General features: G+C 58.7%; 19 protein-coding genes. 1 reads left to right on the plus strand and 18 read right to left on the minus strand.

Annotated features, from left to right (window positions below; all coding sequences use genetic code 11):
- Positions 1-3: 3 nt before the first annotated feature.
- Together secA and DT594_RS08805 are read right to left on the minus strand one after the other, a co-directional pair.
- On the minus strand, positions 4-2,745 hold the full coding sequence (gene secA, locus DT594_RS08800; protein WP_149332337.1) for a preprotein translocase subunit SecA: 2,742 nt from the start codon (positions 2,743-2,745) through the stop codon (positions 4-6).
- A gap of 271 nt (positions 2,746-3,016) precedes the next feature.
- Entirely contained in the window at positions 3,017-3,937 is a 921-nt protein-coding gene (locus tag DT594_RS08805) for a M23 family metallopeptidase (protein ID WP_149332338.1), read from the minus strand.
- Positions 3,938-4,028: 91 nt separating this feature from the next.
- Between DT594_RS08805 and DT594_RS08810 the strand changes: the two genes are divergently transcribed.
- Entirely contained in the window at positions 4,029-4,481 is a 453-nt protein-coding gene (locus tag DT594_RS08810) for a DUF721 domain-containing protein (RefSeq protein ID WP_149332339.1), read from the plus strand.
- 79 nt (positions 4,482-4,560) lie between these two features.
- Here the strand turns inward: DT594_RS08810 and lpxC are convergent, their stop codons facing one another.
- The 16 genes from lpxC to mraZ form a co-directional block, all read right to left on the minus strand.
- Complete coding sequence (lpxC, locus tag DT594_RS08815; protein ID WP_096345279.1) at positions 4,561-5,472, minus strand: UDP-3-O-acyl-N-acetylglucosamine deacetylase; 912 nt, start codon at positions 5,470-5,472, stop codon at positions 4,561-4,563.
- Positions 5,473-5,595: 123 nt separating this feature from the next.
- A complete protein-coding gene (gene ftsZ / locus DT594_RS08820) occupies positions 5,596-6,777 on the minus strand; it encodes a cell division protein FtsZ (protein ID WP_149332340.1) in 1,182 nt (393 codons plus the stop codon).
- Positions 6,778-6,870: 93 nt separating this feature from the next.
- On the minus strand, positions 6,871-8,100 hold the full coding sequence (gene ftsA / locus DT594_RS08825) for a cell division protein FtsA (protein ID WP_096345171.1): 1,230 nt from the start codon (positions 8,098-8,100) through the stop codon (positions 6,871-6,873).
- Between the two features lie 9 nt (positions 8,101-8,109).
- The gene (locus DT594_RS08830) at positions 8,110-8,976 is read right to left on the minus strand and encodes a cell division protein FtsQ/DivIB (RefSeq protein ID WP_149332341.1); all 867 of its coding nucleotides are present in this window, start codon (positions 8,974-8,976) and stop codon (positions 8,110-8,112) included.
- A 9-nt stretch (positions 8,977-8,985) separates the two neighbouring features.
- Complete coding sequence (locus DT594_RS08835) at positions 8,986-9,906, minus strand: D-alanine--D-alanine ligase (protein ID WP_149332342.1); 921 nt, start codon at positions 9,904-9,906, stop codon at positions 8,986-8,988.
- A complete protein-coding gene (gene murC, locus DT594_RS08840) occupies positions 9,903-11,312 on the minus strand; it encodes a UDP-N-acetylmuramate--L-alanine ligase (RefSeq protein ID WP_096345280.1) in 1,410 nt (469 codons plus the stop codon). Before murC ends, DT594_RS08835 begins: the two co-directional genes overlap by 4 nt.
- A 34-nt stretch (positions 11,313-11,346) precedes the next feature.
- The gene (gene murG / locus DT594_RS08845; RefSeq protein ID WP_149332343.1) at positions 11,347-12,420 is read right to left on the minus strand and encodes an undecaprenyldiphospho-muramoylpentapeptide beta-N-acetylglucosaminyltransferase; all 1,074 of its coding nucleotides are present in this window, start codon (positions 12,418-12,420) and stop codon (positions 11,347-11,349) included.
- Positions 12,413-13,588 (minus strand): putative lipid II flippase FtsW, encoded by a 1,176-nt coding sequence (ftsW, locus tag DT594_RS08850; protein ID WP_149332344.1) that lies wholly within the window; start codon positions 13,586-13,588, stop codon positions 12,413-12,415. The genes murG and ftsW overlap by 8 nt, the downstream gene beginning before the upstream one ends.
- Entirely contained in the window at positions 13,585-14,934 is a 1,350-nt protein-coding gene (gene murD / locus DT594_RS08855; protein WP_149332345.1) for a UDP-N-acetylmuramoyl-L-alanine--D-glutamate ligase, read from the minus strand. The genes ftsW and murD overlap by 4 nt, the downstream gene beginning before the upstream one ends.
- 10 nt (positions 14,935-14,944) lie before the next feature.
- Positions 14,945-16,027 carry a phospho-N-acetylmuramoyl-pentapeptide-transferase gene (gene mraY / locus DT594_RS08860; RefSeq protein WP_096345177.1) on the minus strand — a complete coding sequence of 361 codons (1,083 nt, stop codon included), beginning with the start codon at positions 16,025-16,027 and terminating at the stop codon, positions 14,945-14,947.
- Between the two features lies 1 nt (position 16,028).
- Positions 16,029-17,414 carry a UDP-N-acetylmuramoyl-tripeptide--D-alanyl-D-alanine ligase gene (locus DT594_RS08865; RefSeq protein WP_149332346.1) on the minus strand — a complete coding sequence of 462 codons (1,386 nt, stop codon included), beginning with the start codon at positions 17,412-17,414 and terminating at the stop codon, positions 16,029-16,031.
- Positions 17,407-18,861 carry a UDP-N-acetylmuramoyl-L-alanyl-D-glutamate--2,6-diaminopimelate ligase gene (locus tag DT594_RS08870; protein WP_149332347.1) on the minus strand — a complete coding sequence of 485 codons (1,455 nt, stop codon included), beginning with the start codon at positions 18,859-18,861 and terminating at the stop codon, positions 17,407-17,409. Before DT594_RS08870 ends, DT594_RS08865 begins: the two co-directional genes overlap by 8 nt.
- On the minus strand, positions 18,858-20,591 hold the full coding sequence (locus DT594_RS08875; RefSeq protein ID WP_149332348.1) for a peptidoglycan D,D-transpeptidase FtsI family protein: 1,734 nt from the start codon (positions 20,589-20,591) through the stop codon (positions 18,858-18,860). The genes DT594_RS08870 and DT594_RS08875 overlap by 4 nt, the downstream gene beginning before the upstream one ends.
- Complete coding sequence (gene ftsL / locus DT594_RS08880) at positions 20,588-20,896, minus strand: cell division protein FtsL (RefSeq protein ID WP_149332349.1); 309 nt, start codon at positions 20,894-20,896, stop codon at positions 20,588-20,590. Before ftsL ends, DT594_RS08875 begins: the two co-directional genes overlap by 4 nt.
- The gene (rsmH, locus tag DT594_RS08885) at positions 20,896-21,828 is read right to left on the minus strand and encodes a 16S rRNA (cytosine(1402)-N(4))-methyltransferase RsmH (RefSeq protein ID WP_425460528.1); all 933 of its coding nucleotides are present in this window, start codon (positions 21,826-21,828) and stop codon (positions 20,896-20,898) included. Before rsmH ends, ftsL begins: the two co-directional genes overlap by 1 nt.
- A gap of 2 nt (positions 21,829-21,830) precedes the next feature.
- Positions 21,831-22,286, minus strand: coding sequence for a division/cell wall cluster transcriptional repressor MraZ (gene mraZ, locus DT594_RS08890; protein WP_149332351.1), 456 nt, complete (start codon positions 22,284-22,286; stop codon positions 21,831-21,833).
- Positions 22,287-22,291 lie beyond the last annotated feature (5 nt).

The following is a 22,291-nucleotide window of genomic DNA, read 5'->3' on the forward strand; positions in this document are numbered from 1 at the left end:
AGCTCAGTCGAGCTTACCGTGGCATTGCTTGTATTTCTTGCCAGACCCACAAGGGCACGGGTCATTACGACCGACCTTGGGGCCTTCGCGAGTGACCGGCGCAGCGGGTGCGGTAGCGGGTTGCTCTTCCGGCTCTTCCGACTCGTCAGCGCCAACCGGCGCTACTTCCTCATGCTTGAACTGCATACGCTGGGCCATTTCCTGCGCCTGCCGCCGCATGCGCGCTTCTTCTTCGGCTGGGTCTTCGCGGCGCACCTGCACATGACTGAGAATACGGATGGTGTCACGCTTGACCGATTCGAGCATTTCCTCGAACAGGTTGAAGGCTTCACGCTTGTACTCCTGCTTGGGGTTCTTCTGCGCGTAACCACGCAGATGGATGCCCTGGCGCAGGTGGTCCATGGTCGCCAAATGTTCTTTCCAGAGATCGTCGAGCACCCGCAACAGCATCTGCTTTTCGAATGTACGCAGAGCGTCGGAACCAGTCAGCTCCTCCTTCTCGGCGTAGGCCTTGAGCAATTCCTCCAGAATACGTGCACGCAAACCTTCTTCATGCAAGGTGTCGTCAGCATCCAGCCATTCCTGCACCGGCGCCTTGAGCGCCAACTCAGCATTCAGGTGCTGCTCCAGACCGGGAATATCCCACTGCTCAGGCAAACTCTGCGGCGGAATGTATTGGCTGATGGCGTCTGCGACTACGTCTTCACGGATCGCCTGGATCGTCTCGGCCACATTCTCTGCAGCCAGTACCGAATTGCGCTGGCCGTAAATCACCTTACGTTGCTCGTTGGCGACGTCATCGTATTCCAGCAGTTGCTTACGGATGTCGAAGTTGCGGCCTTCAACCTTGCGCTGGGCTTTTTCGATAGCGTTGGTGACCATGCGGTGCTCGATGGCTTCGCCCTTCTCCATCCCCAGCGCCTTCATGAAGTTCTTCACCCGGTCAGAGGCAAAAATCCGCATGAGGTTATCTTCCAGCGACAGGTAGAAGCGGCTGGAGCCCGGATCGCCCTGACGTCCCGCACGACCGCGCAGCTGGTTGTCGATACGACGTGATTCATGGCGCTCGCAGGCAATAATATGCAAACCACCGGCTTCCAGCACCTGCTGATGACGCTGCTGCCATTCGGCTTTGATCAGCGCAACCTGGTCTTCAGTTGGATTCTCGAGGCTGGCAACTTCTGCCTCCCAGCTACCGCCGAGGATGATGTCGGTACCACGGCCAGCCATGTTGGTGGCGATGGTTACTGCACCCGGGCGGCCGGCCTGGGCAATGATCTCGGCTTCTTTTTCGTGGTGCTTGGCGTTCAGAACCTTGTGCGGAATCTTCTCGGCATCCAGCAGCCGCGAAACCGCCTCGGAGGATTCAATAGAAGCAGTACCCACCAGGATAGGCCGGCCTTCACCCATGCTCTGCTTGATGTCAGCGGTAATAGCGGCAAACTTTTCTTCAATGGTCAGGTAGACCAGATCGTTATAGTCCTTACGTGCCATCGGCTTGTTGGTCGGAATAACCACCACATCCAGGCCATAAATCTGCCGGAACTCGAACGCCTCGGTATCGGCCGTACCGGTCATGCCGGATAGCTTGTTGTACAAGCGGAAGTAATTCTGGAAGGTAGTAGAGGCAAGCGTCTGGCTCTCTGCCTGAATCTTCAGCCCTTCCTTCGCCTCAATGGCCTGGTGCAGGCCCTCGGAAAGACGACGACCCGGCATGGTACGGCCGGTGTGCTCATCAACCAGAATCACCTGGTTGTTCTGCACGATATATTCGACGTTGCGATGGAAGAGAACGTGCGCACGCAGACCTGAATGCACATGATGCAGCAGGTTCAGGTTTTGTGCCGCGTAAAGGCTGTCGCCCTCCGGCAACAGGCCTTCCTTGCTGAGCAAGCCTTCGACGAACTGGTGACCGGACTCGTTCAGTTCAACCTGACGGGTCTTCTCGTCGATGTAGTAATGCCCTTCCACCTCTTCCTGCCCCTCTTCGGGCAAGTAGCCACGCTTGAGCTGCGGAATCAACTTGTTGATCGCCTCATAGAGCTGCGAGCTGTCGTTGGATGGGCCGGAGATGATCAGTGGCGTACGGGCCTCGTCGATCAGAATCGAGTCGACTTCGTCAATAATGGCGAAGTTCAGTTCACGCTGAAACTTGTCTTCAATACTGAAGGCCATGTTGTCGCGCAGGTAGTCAAAGCCGAACTCGTTATTGGTACCGTAGGTGATATCGCAACGGTAAGCGTCACGCTTGGCCTGGGGATCCTGAAATGGCACTACGACCCCAACAGTCATACCGAGAAATTCATACAGCGGACGCATCCAGCCAGCATCACGACGGGCGAGATAATCGTTAACCGTGATCACGTGCACGCCTTTGCCGGACAGCGCATTCAGGTATGCCGACAAGGTCGCTACCAGCGTCTTGCCTTCACCGGTTTTCATTTCCGCGATATGACCTTCGTGCAGGGTCATGCCGCCAATCATCTGCGAGTCAAAGTGGCGCATGCCCATCACCCGCTTACTGGCTTCACGCACCAGCGCAAAGGCTTCGGGAAGAATGGCATCGAGGCTTTCGCCCTGGGCAACCCGGTCTTTGAATTCGGCTGTTTTGGCCTTGAGCTGCTCGTCGCTGAGCGCGTTCAGTTTCTCTTCGTGGGAGTTGATCGTTCCAACGATCCGGCCCATGCGCTTCAACTCACGCTCGTTCTTGCTACCAAACAGTTTCTTCAATAAAGGCGCAAACATAGTCGACTTTGATATCCGTTTGAGGGTTGACAGGTCTGGCCGTGGTCAACGGGCCATTACCGCAAAACAAGCATTCTACTCTGAATCAGCCGAGACAATAAACCGTGCGGACTTTTATAGCGCGCGCAGGCACCTTATTGAACAAAGGGTTGGAAACAGTCCCGCTTGGCGTCAGGTAGTGCAGCAATGCGGAAGTGAAAAGAAGGGAGTCAGGCCTTCAGCCAGACAAATTGTTCAGCGAGCGCAGGCTACAACCTGCGCTCTGGGGATATTATTTGAGAGCAATATAGCGGGCAGGATTGACCGCCATACCATTACGGAACACTTCAAGGTGCAGGTGCGGCCCGGTAGAGCGGCCTGTTGAACCCACTGTAGCGACTTGTTGCCCTTTGCTGACCAGGTCACCTTTCTTGATATCCAACGTCTGCGCGTGGGCGTAACGGGTTTTGTAGCCATCACCATGGGAAATTTCCAGCATATTGCCATAGGCGCCGTTGCGTCCTGCGAAGGTAACTACCCCTGCCCCCACAGCAAATATCGGCGTGCCCCGCGGGGCGGCAAAATCCAGACCCGTATGCATCGCAATGCGCCCGGTCATGGGATCACTGCGGCGGCCGAAGCCGGAAGAGATATGTCCCTGATGTACCGGCTTGAAGTCGAGCAGCGCGTTGCTGTCAACGCTGCGATTAACCATCAGCTCTTCAAGCAGCTTGAGCTGCTGGGTACGACTGTCTATACGGTCAGCCATCTTATCCAGCACCGATTGCACATCGGGGCTTTCATGCTCAAGACTATTATTCAACAGCTCCGGACCACCTACGCCAGGGTCATTACTGAAATCGAACTCGCCGTCTGACATATCGGCCAGCTCGGTCAATCGTTCACCCAGAGCGTCAAGGCGCATCAGCCGCGTCTGCAGACGGGCTAGCTGCTGAGTCATGTGCTCCAACTGGGCCTGTGACTCATTGCTGGCAGCGTCTTCGACTTCAACATCAGTCAAGGTTTCCTGCCAAGCCAGGTCTGCGTCAGTGGCAAGGACCGGTTGAGGTGCGTCAGTGAGTACTGACCAGGTCAGTACAACCACCATGACCGGCACGGCTATTAATGCCGCACCGGCGGCGAGCAGTACCGGCAAACTCAGCGTCAACGCTCGAGCCGCACCGTGCCGGTCGGTTAAGATAATGATATTCAAACGAAAGCCCCCAAACTGCGATTCCCCAAGCAACCAGACAAGCGGTTCTGATAGGATGACCGCTATCTAATTACGTCAATCGGCATACGCCATGTCTTTTCATCCCCTGGATGCACGTCGCCCCGGCGACCTGATACGCACCCATGCAACCCTCAAGGGGTTGTATGCCAAAGCCAATGCTGTGGAGCGCCTGCAAATTCTGCTGGATACGCTACTGGAGCCGGCTGCCCGTGAACACTGCCGAATCGCTACGCTACGCGAAGGCGTACTCAAGCTTATTGTGACCGACAGTCACTGGGCTACGCGGATGCGTTACCAGCAAAAACGCCTTATTCGTCAGCTGCAGGCGTTTAACGAATTCGCAACCTTAACTAAAATACACTGCAAGGTACAACCGCCGTTGGTCAAAAAAGCACCACCGGTTCACAAAATGAAGAAATCGACAGTGGCTGCGCAGAGCCTTGCCGCCACCGCGGAACAGATTACGGATCCGACGCTAAAGGCCGCGCTAGAGAGGCTGGCCAAGCATCATCAAGGCCAGTAAAAGAAATTTTGGTTAAAAAAAATGGCCACCGAGGTGACCATTCAAATCGAAACGAAACTATTTAGCACAAAACCCTATATCAGACGGCGGCTGCCGGGCGCATAAAGGAGATGGGCGCAGTGCCAGCGTCGTCAAAGGTCACAACTTCCCAGGCTTCCTTATTGGCAAGCAGGGCACGCAACAGCTTGTTGTTCAAGCCGTGGCCAGATTTATTACCGCGGAACTCACCCACCAGGCTCTTGCCCAGCAAATACAGATCGCCGATGGCATCGAGAATCTTGTGTTTGACGAATTCGTCCTCATAACGCAGGCCGTCTTCATTCAATACACGGTACTCGTCCACCACGATCGCGTTATCCACGCTACCGCCCAACGCCAGATTCTGTGAGCGCAGATGCTCAATATCACGCATAAACCCGAAGGTCCGTGCGCGACTGACTTCCTTGACGAAGGAAGTACTGGAAAAATCCACGCTGGCAAACTGACTACGACCGCGAAATACCGGGTGGTCGAAATCGATGGCGAAGGACACCTTGAACCCTTCAAAGGGTAAAAAGCTGGCCGTCTTGCCGTCTTCTTCCACGGTGACTTCACGTTTGATGCGAATGAACTGTTTGGCTGCATCCTGCTCCTGGATCCCAGCAGACTGGATCAGGAACACAAATGGACCGGCGCTGCCATCCATGATCGGCACTTCTGGCGCACTGAGCTCAACATAGGCGTTATCGATACCCAGGCCCGCCATGGCGGACAAAAGGTGCTCGACGGTATCCACCTTGGCGCCCTGGTTAACCAGGGTCGTCGACATGGTGGTTTCACCTACGAACTCGGCTCGTGCAGGAATCTCGACCACAGGGTCGAGATCTACCCGCACAAACACAATGCCCGTACCTACCGGCGCCGGCTTCAGCGTGAGGTAGACCTTCTCACCCGAATGCAGGCCAACACCGGTGGCCCGGATGATATTCTTCAGTGTGCGTTGTCTGATCATGCTTGACATGGCTTCCGCTCTAGTTGCGAATTATTTTCAACAAATTGGCGTGCATAATAGCAAAGTACGCCTCTGTTGAATACCAATCAGCCCTATCCAGTCAATTGACTGACCCTATCAGGATCAGTCAGCTTGACGGCGCAGGAAGGCTGGAATATCAAGATAATCCAGGTCTTCCGCGGGCTGATTCAGCCGTGCTGCCGCTGCACTGTTGCCCTGCCCGGTATTACGCATAACCGTTGGACGGTCCAGATCGCGGTAGTTCGGCGCAGTGCCTTCCGCAGGCTGCTGACGGCTTGGCGCTGCAGTCGCAGTGGTGTTATCAATCACCTTGACTGGCTTGTCGGTCTTGGCGCCCAGGCCGGTTGCAACAACGGTCACACGCAATTCGTCGCGCAGTTCCGGATCGATAACGGTACCCACCACCACGGTAGCGGTATCGGACGCGAACTCTTCAACGGTGTTACCCACTTCAGAGAACTCACCCAGTGACAGATCCGGGCCGGCAGTAATGTTGACCAGAATACCGCGCGCACCCATCAGATTCACGTCTTCCAGCAGCGGGCTGCGGATCGCCGCTTCGGCCGCTTCACGAGCACGGTTCGGACCACTGGCGTGGCCAGTACCCATCATCGCCATACCCATTTCGCTCATCACGGTTTTCACGTCAGCGAAGTCGACGTTGATCATACCCGGACGCATGATCAGGTCAGCAATACCCTGTACTGCGCCAAGCAGTACATCGTTAGCCTTGCTGAAGGCGGCCAGCAGGCTGGCGTCTTTGCCCAGCACGGTCAGCAGCTTTTCATTCGGGATGGTGATCAGTGAGTCAACGTGCTGGCTCAATTCGCGAATGCCTTCTTCAGCGATTTGCATACGCTTGCGGCCTTCGAAAGGGAATGGCTTGGTCACCACAGCGACGGTCAGGATGCCCATTTCGCGCGCTACTTCAGCAACGATCGGAGCAGCACCAGTACCAGTACCACCACCCATGCCGGCGGTGATGAACACCATGTCGGCGCCGCGCAGCACTTCGGCGATACGCTCACGATCTTCCATCGCCGCTTCACGGCCGATCAGCGGGTTAGCGCCAGCGCCAAGGCCCTTGGTCACATTCGGACCCAGCTGCAGTACCGTGCGGGCGCTGATGTTTTTCAGTGCCTGGGCATCGGTATTGGCGCAGATGAACTCAACGCCTTCGACGTTATTGACCACCATGTGCTGCAGGGCATTACCACCGCCACCGCCCACACCGACGACTTTAATTACCGCGTTTTGCGGAACGTTATCAATTAATTCAAACATGGCCCATCTCCTTGAGAACTGTCTCGTTTCGTTCGTTTCGTTTACAGCTGTTTGCTCGCTTGCGCGAGGCCTGCCCGCTTTAAAGCGGGTCTATTAAAAATTACCTTTGAACCAGCGCTTGACCCGTATAAGCGCTGACTCCTTGCTCTGTTCTGAACTGCTCGCCGCCAGTGCGTGATGGCGGTTGCCGTAATGCAGCAAACCTACGCTGGTGGCGTAGATCGGGTTGCGCACAACGTCGGTCAAACCTTTGAATTCCTGTGGCATACCCAGGCGAACTGGCATGTGAAAAATTTCTTCCGCCAGTTCGACCGCGCCTTCCATCTTCGAGGTGCCGCCAGTCAGGACGATGCCCGCCGGAATCATGTCTTCGAACCCGGAACGGCGTAGTTCGGCCTGAATCAGCGTGAACAATTCGTCGTAGCGTGGCTCAACCACTTCAGCCAGCGCCTGCCGTGACAGATCACGCGGTGGCCGCTCGCCGACGCTCGGTACCTTGATGGTTTCTTCCGGGCCGGCCAGCTTGGCCAACGCACAGGCGTAGCGAATCTTGATTTCTTCGGCGTACTGGGTCGGCGTACGCAGGGCCATGGCGATGTCGTTGGTCACCTGGTCACCGGCAATCGGGATCACCGCTGTATGGCGAATCGCACCTTCGGTAAAGATCGCGATGTCGGTAGTGCCGCCACCGATATCCACCATGCACACGCCGAGCTCTTTCTCGTCTTCGGTCAATACCGCATAGCTGGAAGCGAGTTGTTCGAGGATCACGTCCTCGACTTCCAGACCGCAGCGGCGAATGCATTTCTCGATGTTCTGCACTGCATTCAGTGCGCAGGTCACCAGATGCACCTTGGCCTCAAGACGCACACCGGACATACCAAGCGGCTCACGGACGCCTTCCTGGTTATCGATCACGTATTCCTGCGGCAGGATGTGCAGCACTTTCTGGTCCGCGGGAATGGCCACCGCCTGACCGGCATCCAGCACGCGCTCGATATCCGCCTGCGCCACTTCACGGTCGCGAATGGCAACGATGCCGTGGGAGTTCAGGCTGCGAATGTGATTACCTGCAATACCGGCAAACACCGAGTGAATCTGGCAGCCGGCCATCAACTCAGCCTCTTCGATGGCGCGCTGGATGGATTGCACGGTGGATTCGATGTTGACCACCACACCCTTCTTCAGCCCGCGCGAAGGGTGCGAACCGATACCGACAATCTCCAGCTCGCCGTCTGCGCCGATCTCGCCGACCAGTGCCACGACCTTGGATGTGCCGATGTCGAGTCCAACAATCATTCTGCTACCCTGCTTGCTCGCCATAAGATCCCGTTACTCCCCCGTTGATGCTTGTGCGACCGGCTCGCGCCAGGCCACTGCCATTGCATTGCTGTAGCGCAGGTCAACCCGCTCTATCTGTTCCCGATACTCGGACAGCATGTGCTGGTCGATGGTCAGAAACCGTTGCATCTTGTCTACCAATTTGTCCCGCCCGAGCAGCACGTGCATGCCGTCCTGGGTGGTCAGAAACCAGCTGCCGCGCTCGCGCAACTCAAGCTCGGCAACGCCCAGACCGTAGGGCCGGAGCAAGCGATTGAACTGCTGGTAATACTGCATTACCCGCTGCTGGGCGCGTTGCGGCCCGGACAACTGCGGCAGATCGGCAAAGCGGCTGATGTCTTCCGGGCTGAATGCCTTGCCCTCATTGTTCAGCAGCGCATCGCTGCCCCAGCGGGCGACCGGCATCTGCTCGTCCAGATGCACAATCAGCTGATCCGGCCAGACGCGGGTTACCGATACGCCAGCAACCCAGGGCATAGCGGCCAGATCGCTGCGCATGGCGCTTAGATCGATACCCAGAAAACTTTCGTTCAGGTATGGCTGAATGACCGCCTGTACCGACGTCGGGTCGATGTACTGCAGTTCGCCCTGCACACTGACCAGATCAATCGGCCGGTCCGCCAGTGGCCAGAGACGGCTGCCCAACTCGTACAAGCCAATACCCAGCGCCAGCAACAGCACAGGCCAAAGAATCTGCTGCGCACGGCCAAAGGCGCCTCCAAGCGACAGGCTGCCCAAGGACAGGCTCGGCCATGTGCGCGGGGCTGGTTGAGACACACGCACGGCACCGCGACTGGACGCGGAGCGTCGAGTCGTGGCCTTGCCGGCACGTGGATCTCTGATCATTGCCCCTAGCATGGTCTGCCCTCAGTAACGGGCACTGGCGAGAATCGCCAGTACCAGATCAGTGAATGTCATGCCCGCAGCCGCAGCGGCCATCGGCACCAGGCTGTGATCAGTCATACCGGGCACGGTGTTGACCTCCAGCAGATAGAACTGGCCCGCTTCATCCTGCATGACATCGACCCGACCCCAGCCACGGCAGGCAACCGCATTGAAGGCTTGCAAGCACAGCTCGCCCAGCTCAGCTTCGCGCTCCTCAGTCAATCCGCACGGGCAGATGTACTGTGTGTCATTGGTCAGGTACTTGGCTTCGTAGTCATAGAAGGTGTGCGGCGTGCGCAGACGAATGGCCGGCAGTGCCTTGCCATCCAGAATCCCGACAGTAAACTCGGCACCGGTGATCCACTTTTCTACCAGCGCCACGTCGTCGTACTGCTGCGCGTCTGCCCAGGCATTTTCGAGCTGCGTCAAGCTCTCGACCTTGGCCATGCCAATGCTCGACCCTTCGTGGATCGGTTTGACGATCAGCGGCGTGCCAAGATTGTCAACGATGGCCTGGCAGTCGCTTTTGTCGCGCAGCACACCATAGGCCGGTGTCGGTAGGCCAAGGCTTTGCCAAACCAGCTTGGTGCGCAGCTTGTCCATGCCCAGTGCCGAAGCCATTACGCCGCTACCGGTATAAGGAAGCTGCAGGCTTTCCAGCAGACCTTGCAGGCTGCCATCTTCGCCACCGCGACCGTGTAATGCGATAAACACGCGGTCGGGCCGTTGCTTGATCAACTGCTCAGCCAGATCCACCCCGGCATCAATGCCGTAAGCATCCACACCGGCGCCTACCAGAGCTTCCAGCACCGCATTGCCGGACTTGAGCGACACCGCGCGTTCGGCTGACCGACCACCGTAAAGCACAGCCACCTTGCCAAAGGCCTTCACATCGATCGTCATACTTTGTTCTCCCGGCCATTGAGCTGATGAAGTGCTTCGGCCAACTGCACGGCCAAGCCGCCGATATCGCCGGCACCCTGGGTCAGCAGAATGTCGCCTGGCTGCAATACCGCTTCGAGCAGCGGCATCACATCGGCATCACGCTCGACATAAATAGGATCCAGATGGCCCCGCTGGCGAATGCTGCGGCACAGGTGCTTGCTGTCAGCGCCAGGAATCGGCTCTTCGCCGGCCGGATAAACTTCCATCAGCAGCAGTGCGTTGGTCTCGGCCAACACCTGCACAAAATCTTCGTACAGGTCATGAGTGCGGCTGAACCGGTGCGGCTGATAGATCATGACCAGACGCCTTTCAGGCCACCCGGCACGTACGGCCTTGATCACCGCCGCCACTTCGCGCGGATGATGGCCGTAGTCGTCGACCAGCATGACTTCGCCGTCACCCAGCGGATAATCGCCGTAAACCTGGAAACGCCGGCCAACCCCTTCAAAGCCGGTCAGACCTTTGATGATGGCGGCGTCGCTGACCAGTTCATCGGTCGCCACGGCGATGGTCGCCAGCGCATTCAGCACGTTATGCACTCCTGGCATGTTGACGGACACCGTCAGATCATCATGCCCGTGGCGCACCGCAGTGAAATGTGTCTGCATGCCCTGCTGATGAATATTGATGGCACGTACATCGGCATCTTCTGATTGACCGTAGGTGATCACCTGACGATTGATCTGCGGCAGAATCTCGCGCACCACCGGGTCGTCGATACAGAGCACAGCCAGGCCGTAGAACGGCAGGTTGTGCAGGAACTCGACGAAGGTACGCTTGAGGCGGTTGAAATCACCCTCGTAGGTAGCCATGTGATCGGCATCGATATTGGTCACGATGGCGACCATCGGCTGCAGATGCAGGAAGGATGCGTCGCTCTCGTCCGCCTCGGCGACCAGATAGCGGCTCTCACCCAACTGAGCGTTGGTACCGGCGCTGGTCAACCGGCCACCGATCACGAACGTTGGGCTCATGCCTTCTGCCGCCAGGACCGAGGCGATCAGGCTGGTGGTCGTGGTTTTGCCATGCGTGCCGGCGACGGCAATGCCGTGGCGATAGCGCATCAACTCGGCCAGCATCTCCGCACGCGGCACTACCGGCACCCGCTTTTCCATGGCCGCAGCCACTTCCGGGTTACTGGTATTGATGGCGCTGGAGACCACCAGGACATCGGCGCTCTGCAGGTTCTCCGGACGATGTCCGATATCAATCCGGGCGCCAAAGCTTTCCAGGCGATCAGTCACCGCCGAACGTTTAAGGTCCGACCCGGAGACTTCATAACCCAGATTCAACAGCACCTCGGCGATACCGCACATGCCGGCGCCACCGATACCAACGAAGTGGATGCGGCGAATACGGCGCATTTCCGGCAGGCTGAAAGTCGCTTTCTGGCGAGTCTTAGTGGTCACGGGCGACCTCCATGCAAGCGCGAACGACGTCGGCGGTAGCGTTGGGTGTGGCCTGGCGGCGTGCGTTCTGAGCCATCGCTTGCAGCGTCTCCGGTTGGGAAAAAAGAGTTTTCATTTGCTCAGCCAGCAGCGTGCTGGTCAGGCTGGCCTGGGCTAGCAATACCGCAGCTTGGCGGTCCGCAAGATACCGAGCGTTGGCAGTCTGGTGATCATCAATCGCATGGGGCAACGGAATCAGCAGTGAGGGGCGGCCGGCAGCCGCCAGCTCGCAAACGGTCAAAGCGCCAGCGCGGCAAACCACCAGATCAGCCCAGGTGTAAGCCGCCGCCATATCGGCGATAAAGGCGTCGACCTGGGCATGCACGCCAGCGGATTGGTAGGCATCGCGGCTGATGTCCAGATGCTGCTTGCCGCACTGGTGCCAGACTTCCGGACGCTGCTCTCCACTCAACATGGCGACCGCTTCCGGCAGCAACGTGTTCAGCGGAAGCGCGCCCAGGCTGCCACCCAGTACCAGCAAACGCGGCCGCCGTTCGCCAGTCCAATTCATTGGCGCTACCCGGGCGATCTCTTCACGCACCGGGTTGCCGGTACTGCGGCGTTTGTCGTCATCCGCAAAACTGCCAGGGAAACCTTCACAGCGGCGCACAGCGAGGTGCGCGAGCAAACGATTGGCCGTTCCGACCACTGCGTTCTGTTCGTGGATCACCAGCGGGATACGCTTGATCCACGCAGCCAGCCCGCCCGGCCCGGTTACATAACCACCGGCACCCAATACACATACCGGCTTGAGCTCGCCCAGCAGACGCAGGCTCTGACCCAGCGCGCGCAGGAGCTGCAACGGCGCTTTGAGCAGACCGAGCTTGCCCTTGCCACGCAGACCCTGCACATCTATGTAGTGGATAGCGATGCCAGCAGCGGGAATCAGCTCCGCTTCTATGCCCCGGCGGGTGCCCAGCCAGTGGACTTGATAACCCTGGTCAGCGAACATCCGAGCGCAAGCCAGCGCTGGGAACACGTGCCCACCGGTACCGCCAGCCATGATCAGAATATTCTTACTCATCGCCCGCCTCCCGCAGCGCCTGACGGCGCTCCCAGTCGATGCGCAGCAAGATACCCAGACTGATGCAGCAGACCACCAGCGAACTGCCGCCGTAACTGAGAAACGGCAGCGTCAGGCCCTTGGTGGGGAGCAGGCCGACATTCACGCCGACGTTGATCAGTATCTGACCAATCCACATGATCGCCAGGCCGTAAGCCAGATAGGCCGAGAACAACCGACCGGCGCGCTCTGCCCACAAGCCGATATACAACGCGCGTACGGCAACAAAGACCAACAGTGCAAAAGCACCTAAAGCGCCAATCAAGCCGAGTTCCTCGGCCAGCACGGCAAACACGAAATCGGTGTGTGCTTCCGGCAGGTAGAACTGCTTCTGAACACTGTTGCCCAGGCCCACGCCGAGCCAATGGCCGCGGCCAAAGGCAATCAGGGCTTGAGTCAGCTGATAACCGGTACCGAAGGGATCTTCCCAGGGATTCAGGAAGCCGGTCAGGCGCTGCAGACGATAAGGCGCGCTAAGGATCAACAGCCCACCGGCGGCAGCCAGTGAACCAAAGAGAGTAATAAAGCGGAACAGGCCAACACCGCCGAGGAACAGCATGCCAATGGCGGCGCCCATGAGCACCACGGTGGCACCGAAGTCCGGCTCGACGATCAACAGGCCGGCCATGGGGAACAACACCATGAAGGGTTTGACGAAGCCCCAAAGGCTTTCCTTGACCTCTTCCTGACGATGCACCAGATAGCCTGCGAGGAAGACCACGGCGAACAGCTTGGCCAATTCCGAGGGCTGGATATTGATCGGCCCTACGGCGATCCAGCGCCAGCTGCCGTTTACTTCCCTGCCGATGCCAGGAATCAGCACCGCGATCAGCAAGGCAAAGCCAAGAAACAGCAAGGGGAAGCGGAATTGTTCCCACAACCGAATAGGCGTCGACAGCACGACGACCAGCGCGCCAAGCCCGATCACCAGATAAACCACCTGGCGGATCATGTAGAACAGCGGGTTACCCAGCTGGCCGGCGGCAACTTCCATTGAAGCAGACGACACCATCACCAGGCCTAGCCCAAGCAAACAGATGGCGGCGATCAGCAGCGGCATGTCCATATCGAACCGACGCTGGCCTACCAACGGCGCGGCAGATTGCATGAGAGTAGGTAACCCGATCATGCCGGCAACCTCGCTACGGCTTTGGCGAACACGTCGCCGCGCTCTTCGAAGTTGCGGAACATATCCAGACTGGCGCAAGCCGGAGACAGCAGCACCATATCGCCAGGTTGGGCTTGCTGCGCAGCGGCGGTGACCGCCTCCTCCAGATTAGTCACGCGGATAAGTGGAACCTCGCCCGCCAGGGCTTGTTCCAGCAGCGGCGCGTCGCGGCCCAGTAACACCACCGCTCGGCAATGTTGCTGCACCGCGCCGTTAAGCGGCGCAAAATCAGCGCCTTTGCCATCGCCACCGGCAATCAGTATCTGCTTGCCGGTAATCTCGGCGGCAAAGCCGTTAATCGCGGCCAAGGCGGCACCGACATTGGTGGCTTTGGAATCGTTGTAGTAATCCACGCCAGCGGCTTGACCCACCCACTGGCAACGATGTGGCAACCCGGCAAACTCACGCAATGCGTTCAGCATCGCCGGCATCGGCAATCCGACCGCATGTCCCAACGCCAGAGCGGCCAACGCGTTGGCCTGGTTGTGCGCACCCTTGATTTTCAATCCAGTCACCGGCATCAACGCATCGAACTGAAACGCCAGACAGGTTTGCCCATCACTTTCCATCAGACCGAAACCCTTGAAATCCGGACGCGAGAGGCCGAAAGTCCAGCAAGGCAACTGGTCAGCGACCAGGGCGCGTGAAAGATCGTCATCGCGGTTCACCACAACCTGGCGGGCGCCGCGGAATATGCGATGTTTGGCCTGGTGGTAGGCCAGCAGACTCGGATAACGATCCATGTGGTCTTCACTGACGTTCAAAACAGTGGCCACTTCGGCATTCAGCTTGTCGGTGGTTTCCAGCTGGAAACTGGATAACTCCAGAACATACAGTTCGGCATTCTCATCCAGCAGATCCAATGCCGGTGTGCCCAGATTGCCGCCCACCGCCACGCGCTTACCGGCTGCTGTGGCCATATCGCCCACCAGCGTGGTCACGGTACTTTTCGCGTTGGAACCGGTGATCGCAACGATCGGCGCTTTGGCCTCACGGGCAAACAGCTCGACATCGCCAACCAGGCTCACACCCGCCGCTTTTGCCTTGACCAGCGCAGGCGTGGACAACGCAATACCGGGGCTGACCACCAGTTCGGATGCCCTGGACAAGACTTCCGCATCCAGCTCACCCAGATGCAGATCAGCCATAGGGGCAAAGCGCTTGAGCTGATCAAGGCCTGGAGGATTGTCGCGGGTGTCGGCTACGGCAAAGGGCAAACCACGGCCCGCCAAATAACGGGCGACCGACAGCCCGGTCTTACCCAGGCCGACGATGATCCGTTGTTTGTCCGTGGTTATTAATGACACCAGTATTTCCTCAACGCAGTTTCAGTGTGGCCAAACCGACCAACACCAGGATTACGGTAATGATCCAGAAACGCACGATGACGCGCGGCTCCGGCCAGCCTTTCAGTTCGAAATGGTGATGAATCGGCGCCATGCGAAAGACCCGGCGCCCGGTCAACTTGAACGAGGCGACCTGAACGATCACCGACAAGGTTTCCACCACAAAGATGCCACCCATAATGAACAGCACGATTTCCTGCCGAACGATTACGGCAATCACGCCGAGGGCCGCACCCAGCGCCAGCGCACCGACGTCGCCCATAAATACCTGAGCGGGATAGGTGTTGAACCAGAGAAAGCCAAGGCCGGCACCAACCAGCGCGCCACAGAAGATAATCAGCTCCCCAGCGCCGGGAACATATGGAATCAGCAGGTACTCGGCAAAGCGCGCGTTACCTGACAGGTAGGCGAAAATCCCCAGCGCGCCGCCAACCATCACCGTAGGCATGATCGCCAGCCCATCCAGGCCGTCAGTCAGGTTGACCGCGTTGCTGGAGCCGACGATGACAAAATAGGTCAGCAGAATGAACAGTGCGCCCAGCTGGAATTCGATCTGCTTGAAAAAGGGCACGATCAAGGTGGTTTCAACTGGCGAGTCGGCGGCCATATACAGGATAACCGCGGCAGTCAGGCCAAACACCGACTGCCAGAAATACTTCCAGCGCGAGGGCAGGCCACGGGAGTTTTTCTCAACCACCTTGCGGTAGTCATCCACCCAGCCTATCGCACCAAATGCGAAGGTCACACCTAGCACAACCCATACATACAGGTTGCTCAGATCAGCCCACAGCAGGGTACTGACACCAATGGCCATCAGGATCAGTGCGCCGCCCATGGTCGGGGTACCGGCCTTGGACAGATGTGACTGGGGGCCATCATTGCGCACCGACTGGCCGATCTGGCGGAAACTCAGCGTACGAATCATCCAAGGGCCAAGAAACAGGGCTAAACCCAATGCGGTCAATACGCCGAGAATGCCGCGCAGCGTCAGGTACTGGAATACTGAGAATCCGGTGTAGAACTGTTGCAGGTATTGGGTCAGCAGCAGCAACATGTCAGCGGGCCTTGTCGTTGTTATTATCGGATTGATGTGTCGCCTGCAGACCGGCGACCACTTCTTCCATACCAGCACTGCGCGAACCTTTGACCAACACTCGCGTGTTGGCATCAAGCTGAGGTGCAAGCGCTTCGATCAGTTCTGCACGGCTGCCGAACAACCGCGCATCAGCGCCAAAACTGTCCACAGCTAGCGCGCAAAGACGGCCCACGGCATACAGACCATCCAGGCCTTGTTCGCGAGCATAGGTGCCGATTTCGCGATGGCTTTGCTCTTCCCACTCACCCAGCTCGCCCATGTCGCCAAGGACCAGGATGCGTGTGCCTTGCAGATCAGCGAGAATGTCGATAGCGGCCTTCACCGATGCCGGGTTGGCGTTGTAGCTGTCATCTATGATCCAGGAACCCTGCTTACCTTCAAGCGGTGTTACCCGGCCAGCCACCGGCTTGACGCGTGCCAGCCCGCGGCGGATCAGCTCAAGGTCAGTGCCTAGCAGCTGCGCTGCACCAGCCGCCGCCAGTGCATTGGCAATATTGTGCCGGCCGAGCAGATTCATCTGTACGGTGATCGAGCCTTGCGGGGTGACGAGCAAAAAGCCCGGGCAGCCGCGTTCGTCCAGCTCAACGGATTCAGCCCGCAGCTCGGCTGTCGGGTTATCCAGGCTGAAGGCTAGAGATTTACGTTTGCCAAGCTGCTGGTACCACTCTTCAAACCAGGGGCTATCCAGATTGATCACCACCTGCCCTTCCTGGCCCAGCGCGGTAATGATTTCACCCTTGGCTCGGGCGATGGCTTCTGGGCTACCGAAACGGCCAACGTGCGCCATACCGGCGTTGGTCAACACGCTCAGCGTAGGTTTGGCCAACCCCATGCTGTAGTTGATATCGCCTAAAGCAGCGGCGCCCATTTCAATCACTGCAAACTGATGCTCAGCACCGAGCTCAAGCAAAGTAAGCGGTACGCCGAGCTCGTTATTCAGATTGCCGCGGGTCGCCAACACCTGGCCGCGTTCACGCAAGATAGCCGCCAGCATTTCCTTAACAGTGGTCTTGCCGCTGGAACCGGTGATGGCGACTACCGGCCCTTGAAATGCCTCACGGGCCAGAGCACTGAGTTGACCCAAGGCGTAGCGGCAGTCATGCACCAGCAATTGCGGCAGCGGATCATTCACGCTGTGCGATACCAGAGCAGCTGAAGCCCCCGCAGCACGCGCCTGGGCCACGTAATCGTGACCGTCTACACGCTCGCCTGAGAGCGCAACAAACAGCCCGCCAGGTTGCATGCGGCGGGCATCGATGCTGACACTGTCAAAGCGCGCATCAATGCTCACCAGGCTGCCGCCCAGCGGTTTGATCAGTTGCGATAGCTGCATGGCTTCAAGCATGGGCTAGCTCCCACTGCTGCAAGGCACGTTCGGCCTGTTCGATATCACTGAAAGGATGACGCACCCCGTTAATCTCCTGATAAGTTTCGTGACCTTTGCCGGCCACCAGGATCAGATCACCGGCCTGCGCCTGGGTGATGCTGTCACTGATGGCTTGCGCACGGTTGGCTATGACGCGCACAGCCTCAGCCCGTTCAACACCTTGCAGCACCTGGGCAATAATGGTGGCAGACGCCTCGCTACGCGGGTTGTCATCGGTAACCACCAACTGATCGGCCAACTGCTCAGCCACTTGGCCCATCAAAGCCCGCTTGCCAGTATCCCGGTCGCCGCCACAGCCAAACACGCAGGTCAGCTTGCCGTCTGCATGCGCTCGCAAAGCACCCAGAGCCTTCTCCAGTGCATCCGGGGTATGCGCGTAATCAATGACTACCAACGGCTTGCCATCACCGCCAAGGCGTTGCATACGCCCAGCCGGCGCCTGCAGCTTGGCCAGCTCGGCTACAGCAGAAGGCAACGGGATGTCCATTGCCAATAGACCGCCCAGCACGGCCAACAAATTGGCCAGGTTGAACGCGCCGAGCAGCGGGCTGTGCAGCGGCGCAGACAGGCCTGCTACATGCACCAGCGCTTGCATGCCCTGCTGACCATATTGAATAGCGGAGCAGTGGATATCGGCACGGGTATTGTCCAGGCTGTAGGTAGTGACCTTGCAGGTGCAGCGAGCGATAAGGTCGGCGCCAAAGGCATCATCCAGATTGATGACAGCCGCGCGCAGGGGGCGCTCGAACAAACGCGCCTTGGCCGCAGCATAGCTGGCCATATCGCCGTGGTAATCCAGGTGATCGCGACTCAGATTGGTAAATATGCCGAGATCAAATTCAACTGCAGCAACCCGGTCCTGCTGCAGCGCATGGGAAGACACTTCCATGGCAACCCAACCCGCACCCTGCTGTTGCAGGCTGGCGAGTTGTTCTTGCACGCGCAGCGCGTCAGGCGTGGTCATGCCGTGATCAGACAGGTCTCCCGGCATGCCGCTGCCCAAAGTGCCGATAACGCCACAACGTTTACCCAGCGAGCCCAAAGCCTGCGCCAACATCTGACTGACGCTGGTTTTGCCGTTGGTACCGGTCACGCCGATCACCCGCAGGTGTTTGCTGGGCTGCTGATGGAAACGGCTGGCGATATCCGACAATTGCGCTGCCAGGCCGCTGATCGGCAGCATCGGTACGGACGCGGCAGGTACATTGGCGCCGCCAGCTTCGTAGGCTACCGCCGCCGCGCCACAGGCCAGCGCCTGAGGAATATGTTTGCGACCGTCTTGCTTCAACCCGGGCACAGCCAGAAACAACACACCTGGCTTGACCTGACGACTGTCCAGGGCCAGACCGTCGATCATCACCGACTCGCCGTGCCAATCTGGAAACAGCTGCTTGAGAGGTATCATCCGCGTGACCCCTCCTCTGGTTTGGCTGGTGGCAACTCGACCTGCTGCAACGCCGGCAAATCATCCGGCGTCACGTTCATCAGTCGCAATGCACCAGACATGATTTCGCCAAATACCGGCGCCGCGACCAGGCCGCCGTAATAGTCGCCCTTGCTGGGCTCATCGATCACTACCACCGCGGCGAAGCGCGGGTTACTGATGGGCGCGATGCCGGCAAATACCGAGCGATAACGGTCTTTAGCGTAACCGCCAGCGATGGACTTGTGCACGGTCCCGGTCTTGCCCCCGACCTGATAGCCCGGCACCCGCGCGCGCGAACCGGTACCGCCTTCACCATCGACAACACCACGCAACATAGTCAGCAGTTGCTTGCTGACGTCCTCGGGCAGAATCTGCTCGCCCATCTGCGGTTGGTCCACTTTCAATAGCGATAGCGGCAGACGACGGCCATTATTCGCCAAGGTAGCGTAGGCTTGAGCCAACTGTGTGGCCGTTACCGATAGACCGTAACCATAGGACAGCGTAGCGGTTTCGACCGGCGGCCAACGGCGGCGGGCAGGTAAACTGCCGGTGCTTTCGCCGGGGAAGCCAAGACCTGTGTATTCACCGAATCCAAGCTGATGCAACAACTGGTAGATACTTTCCGCGCCAATATCCAAGGCGATCTTGACCACCCCGACGTTGCTCGACTTCAGAATCACACCGGACAGATCAAGCATGCCGTAATTGCGGAAATCCCTAACCGTCATGGTCGCCACGCGCATGGTGCCCGGGCGGGTGTCCATTACCGTGGTCGGTTGGTAACGACCACTCATCAGACCTGCGGCTACTGTGAACGACTTGATCGGCGAGCCCGGCTCGAACACGTCGATCAGCGCGCGGTTACGCATCATATCGGGCTTGAGATTGGAGCGATTATTCGGGTTGTAGCTGGGGTGATTGGCCATAGCCAGAATTTCGCCAGTGCGGATATCCACCAGCACGGCAGACCCGGCTTTGGCGCCAAACTGTTTGAGCGCCTCGCGCAGCTCGCGATGAGCGATATATTGCAGACGCAGGTCCAGGGACATCGCCAGATCATTGCCCGGCCGCGCATTGCTGACGACCTGCACATCCTTGATCAGACGGCCGCGACGATCCTGCAACACCTGGCGCTTGCCGGGTACGCCTTGCAACCAATCGTTATAGGTCAGTTCCAGACCTTCCTGACCGGCTTCGTCGACGTTGGTGAAACCCACCAGATGCGCCGCCACTTCGCCGGTAGGATAGAAACGCCGATATTCTTCAATGCTGTAAACGCCGGGTATCTTGAGCGCCACGACCTTCTCGCCATCCTGTGGCGTCATGTGTCGGCGCAGATAGATGAATTCGCGTGAGGCATTGGCTTTCAGGCGTTCGGCGAAAGTCGCAGGATCGGTCCCCAGTGCGCGCGCCAGCTCGGGCCAGCGTGCCTCATGGCCGATCAACTGGGTCGGATTGGCCCAAAGCGTCAGCACGGGCGTACTGACGGCCATGGGTTCGCCATGCCGGTCGGTAATCAGGCCACGATGCGCGGGAATAACGGTATGGCGGACACTGCGTTTGTCCCCTTCGCCTTTGAGAAAACCATCATCAAGCACATGCAGCTCGACAATGCGCCAGGAGATCGCCACGCAACATATCGCCAATACGCCGATAACCACCAGAAAGCGCCACGGCGGCAGGGTGAGGCTCGGCTTGAACTTCATCATGGCTTCACCAGAATCACTTCAACGGCCTCGGGCACGCGCATATTCAACTGGCTGGCGGCCAGCGTTTCGACACGATTGTGCGCGGTCCAGGTACTTTGCTCGAGAATCAAGCGCCCCCACTCTGCCTGAGCCTTCTCACGTTGGGACATTTCCGCCGCCAGATCATTGAGCATGACCCGACTCCAGTGGGCGCTGTAGGCCACGGCGAGCGCGCTGACCACGACCAATACCCAGACGATTGCCAGCCAACCGCTGCTACGCGGCAGGCGATGACGCTCGACCAGTAGTGGCAGTTGGCTGCTCATCAGCGTTTCTCCGCGATGCGTAGCACCGCGCTACGGGCTCGGGGGTTGCCTGCGACCTCGGTGGCAGAGGGCTTGATCGCCTTACCCACCAGATTGATACTGACCTGAATATCGGCGTCGCGGATCGGCAGATCGCGCGGCAACGGTGCGCCTTTGGCTTCACGCCGCATGAACAGCTTGACCATGCGGTCTTCAAGGGAGTGGAAACTGATTACAGCCAAACGCCCGCCCGGCGCCAGCACGTCCAGCGCGGCCTTCAGGCCATCCGCCAGATCATCCAGCTCGCGATTGATAAAGATGCGGATGCCTTGGAACGCGCGGGTAGCCGGATGCTTGTGCTTTTCCCAGGCGGGATTGGCTTCCTTCAGCACTTCAGCCAGATCGCCCGTGCGGGAAAATGGCTGTTGCGCGCGGCGCGTCACTACCGCCCGCGCCATGCGTTTAGAGAAGCGCTCTTCGCCGTATTCCTTGAGCACGGTGGCGATGTCTTCTTCCGCTGCACTGTTGATCCACTCGGCCGCGCTCTGGCCGCTGGTCGGATCCATGCGCATATCCAGCGGGCCGTCCTGCATAAAGCTGAAGCCGCGTTCGGCATCATCCAGCTGCGGCGAGGACACGCCCAGATCCAGCAGCACGCCGTCGACCTGGCCATGCAAACCGCGCTGGCGCAACTCTTCGGCCATGTCGGCAAAAGAGCGTTGTATAACGACAAAGCGGCCGTCTTCGGCCGCCAGCTGTTCACCGACCCGGATAGCCTCCGGATCCTTGTCGAAGCCGATCAGCCGGCCCTCCTCGGAGAGCCTTGCCAGCACCGCGCGGCTATGTCCGCCGCGCCCGAAGGTGCCGTCTATATAAAGGCCGCCGGGGCGTACTGCGAGACCATCAAGGGCCTCATCGAGCAGTACACTGACGTGTCCGTAAAGCGTTTCCATAATCAGAGCCTCAATGTATGCAGTTCGGTCGGCATCGCGCCAACGTCCTGCACTTCGTTGAGGTAGGCACTGGTGGTAGCCTCCCAGGCATCTTCACTCCAGAGCTCGAACTTGTTTACTTGGCCAACCAGCATGACCTTCTTCTCCAACCCGGCGTATTCGCGCAACAGCGGCGGCACAACGAAGCGGCCATTGCTGTCCAGCTCGATATCATTGGCATTACCGATCAACAGGCGCTGCATGCGCTTTACCTGAGGATTTATATTGGGCAGGTTGCCGAGGGTTTCTTCGATCTCATCCCACTCAGCCTGGGGGTAGATCCACAGGCAGCGATCTTCCAGAGCAATGGTCGCGACCAATTGACCACCGCAAGCGCCCAGGAGCCGGTCGCGATAACGCGCAGGCATCGCCAGTCGCCCTTTGGCGTCCAGATTGATGGCGTTGGCTCCTCGGAACACGTTGA

The organism is Halopseudomonas laoshanensis (assembly GCF_008365385.1).
Lineage (GTDB): Bacteria > Pseudomonadota > Gammaproteobacteria > Pseudomonadales > Pseudomonadaceae > Halopseudomonas > Halopseudomonas laoshanensis.

What these genes read in the sequence shown, in the direction of transcription:
- DT594_RS08835 (WP_149332342.1), bottom strand. Translation starts at nt 9,906, where the DNA reads ATGACGATCGATGTGAAGGCCTTTGGCAAGGTGGCTGTGCTTTACGGT.
- DT594_RS08870 (WP_149332347.1), bottom strand. Translation starts at nt 18,861, where the DNA reads ATGATACCTCTCAAGCAGCTGTTTCCAGATTGGCACGGCGAGTCGGTG.
- DT594_RS08830 (WP_149332341.1), bottom strand. Translation starts at nt 8,976, where the DNA reads ATGCTAGGGGCAATGATCAGAGATCCACGTGCCGGCAAGGCCACGACT.
- lpxC (WP_096345279.1), bottom strand. Translation starts at nt 5,472, where the DNA reads ATGATCAGACAACGCACACTGAAGAATATCATCCGGGCCACCGGTGTT.
- mraY (WP_096345177.1), bottom strand. Translation starts at nt 16,027, where the DNA reads ATGTTGCTGCTGCTGACCCAATACCTGCAACAGTTCTACACCGGATTC.
- murC (WP_096345280.1), bottom strand. Translation starts at nt 11,312, where the DNA reads ATGCGCCGTATTCGCCGCATCCACTTCGTTGGTATCGGTGGCGCCGGC.
- DT594_RS08865 (WP_149332346.1), bottom strand. Translation starts at nt 17,414, where the DNA reads ATGCTTGAAGCCATGCAGCTATCGCAACTGATCAAACCGCTGGGCGGC.
- ftsL (WP_149332349.1), bottom strand. Translation starts at nt 20,896, where the DNA reads ATGAGCAGCCAACTGCCACTACTGGTCGAGCGTCATCGCCTGCCGCGT.
- secA (WP_149332337.1), bottom strand. Translation starts at nt 2,745, where the DNA reads ATGTTTGCGCCTTTATTGAAGAAACTGTTTGGTAGCAAGAACGAGCGT.
- DT594_RS08875 (WP_149332348.1), bottom strand. Translation starts at nt 20,591, where the DNA reads ATGATGAAGTTCAAGCCGAGCCTCACCCTGCCGCCGTGGCGCTTTCTG.
- rsmH (WP_425460528.1), bottom strand. Translation starts at nt 21,828, where the DNA reads ATGGAAACGCTTTACGGACACGTCAGTGTACTGCTCGATGAGGCCCTT.
- ftsZ (WP_149332340.1), bottom strand. Translation starts at nt 6,777, where the DNA reads ATGTTTGAATTAATTGATAACGTTCCGCAAAACGCGGTAATTAAAGTC.
- DT594_RS08810 (WP_149332339.1), top strand. Translation starts at nt 4,029, where the DNA reads ATGTCTTTTCATCCCCTGGATGCACGTCGCCCCGGCGACCTGATACGC.
- ftsA (WP_096345171.1), bottom strand. Translation starts at nt 8,100, where the DNA reads ATGGCGAGCAAGCAGGGTAGCAGAATGATTGTTGGACTCGACATCGGC.
- ftsW (WP_149332344.1), bottom strand. Translation starts at nt 13,588, where the DNA reads ATGATCGGGTTACCTACTCTCATGCAATCTGCCGCGCCGTTGGTAGGC.
- murG (WP_149332343.1), bottom strand. Translation starts at nt 12,420, where the DNA reads ATGAGTAAGAATATTCTGATCATGGCTGGCGGTACCGGTGGGCACGTG.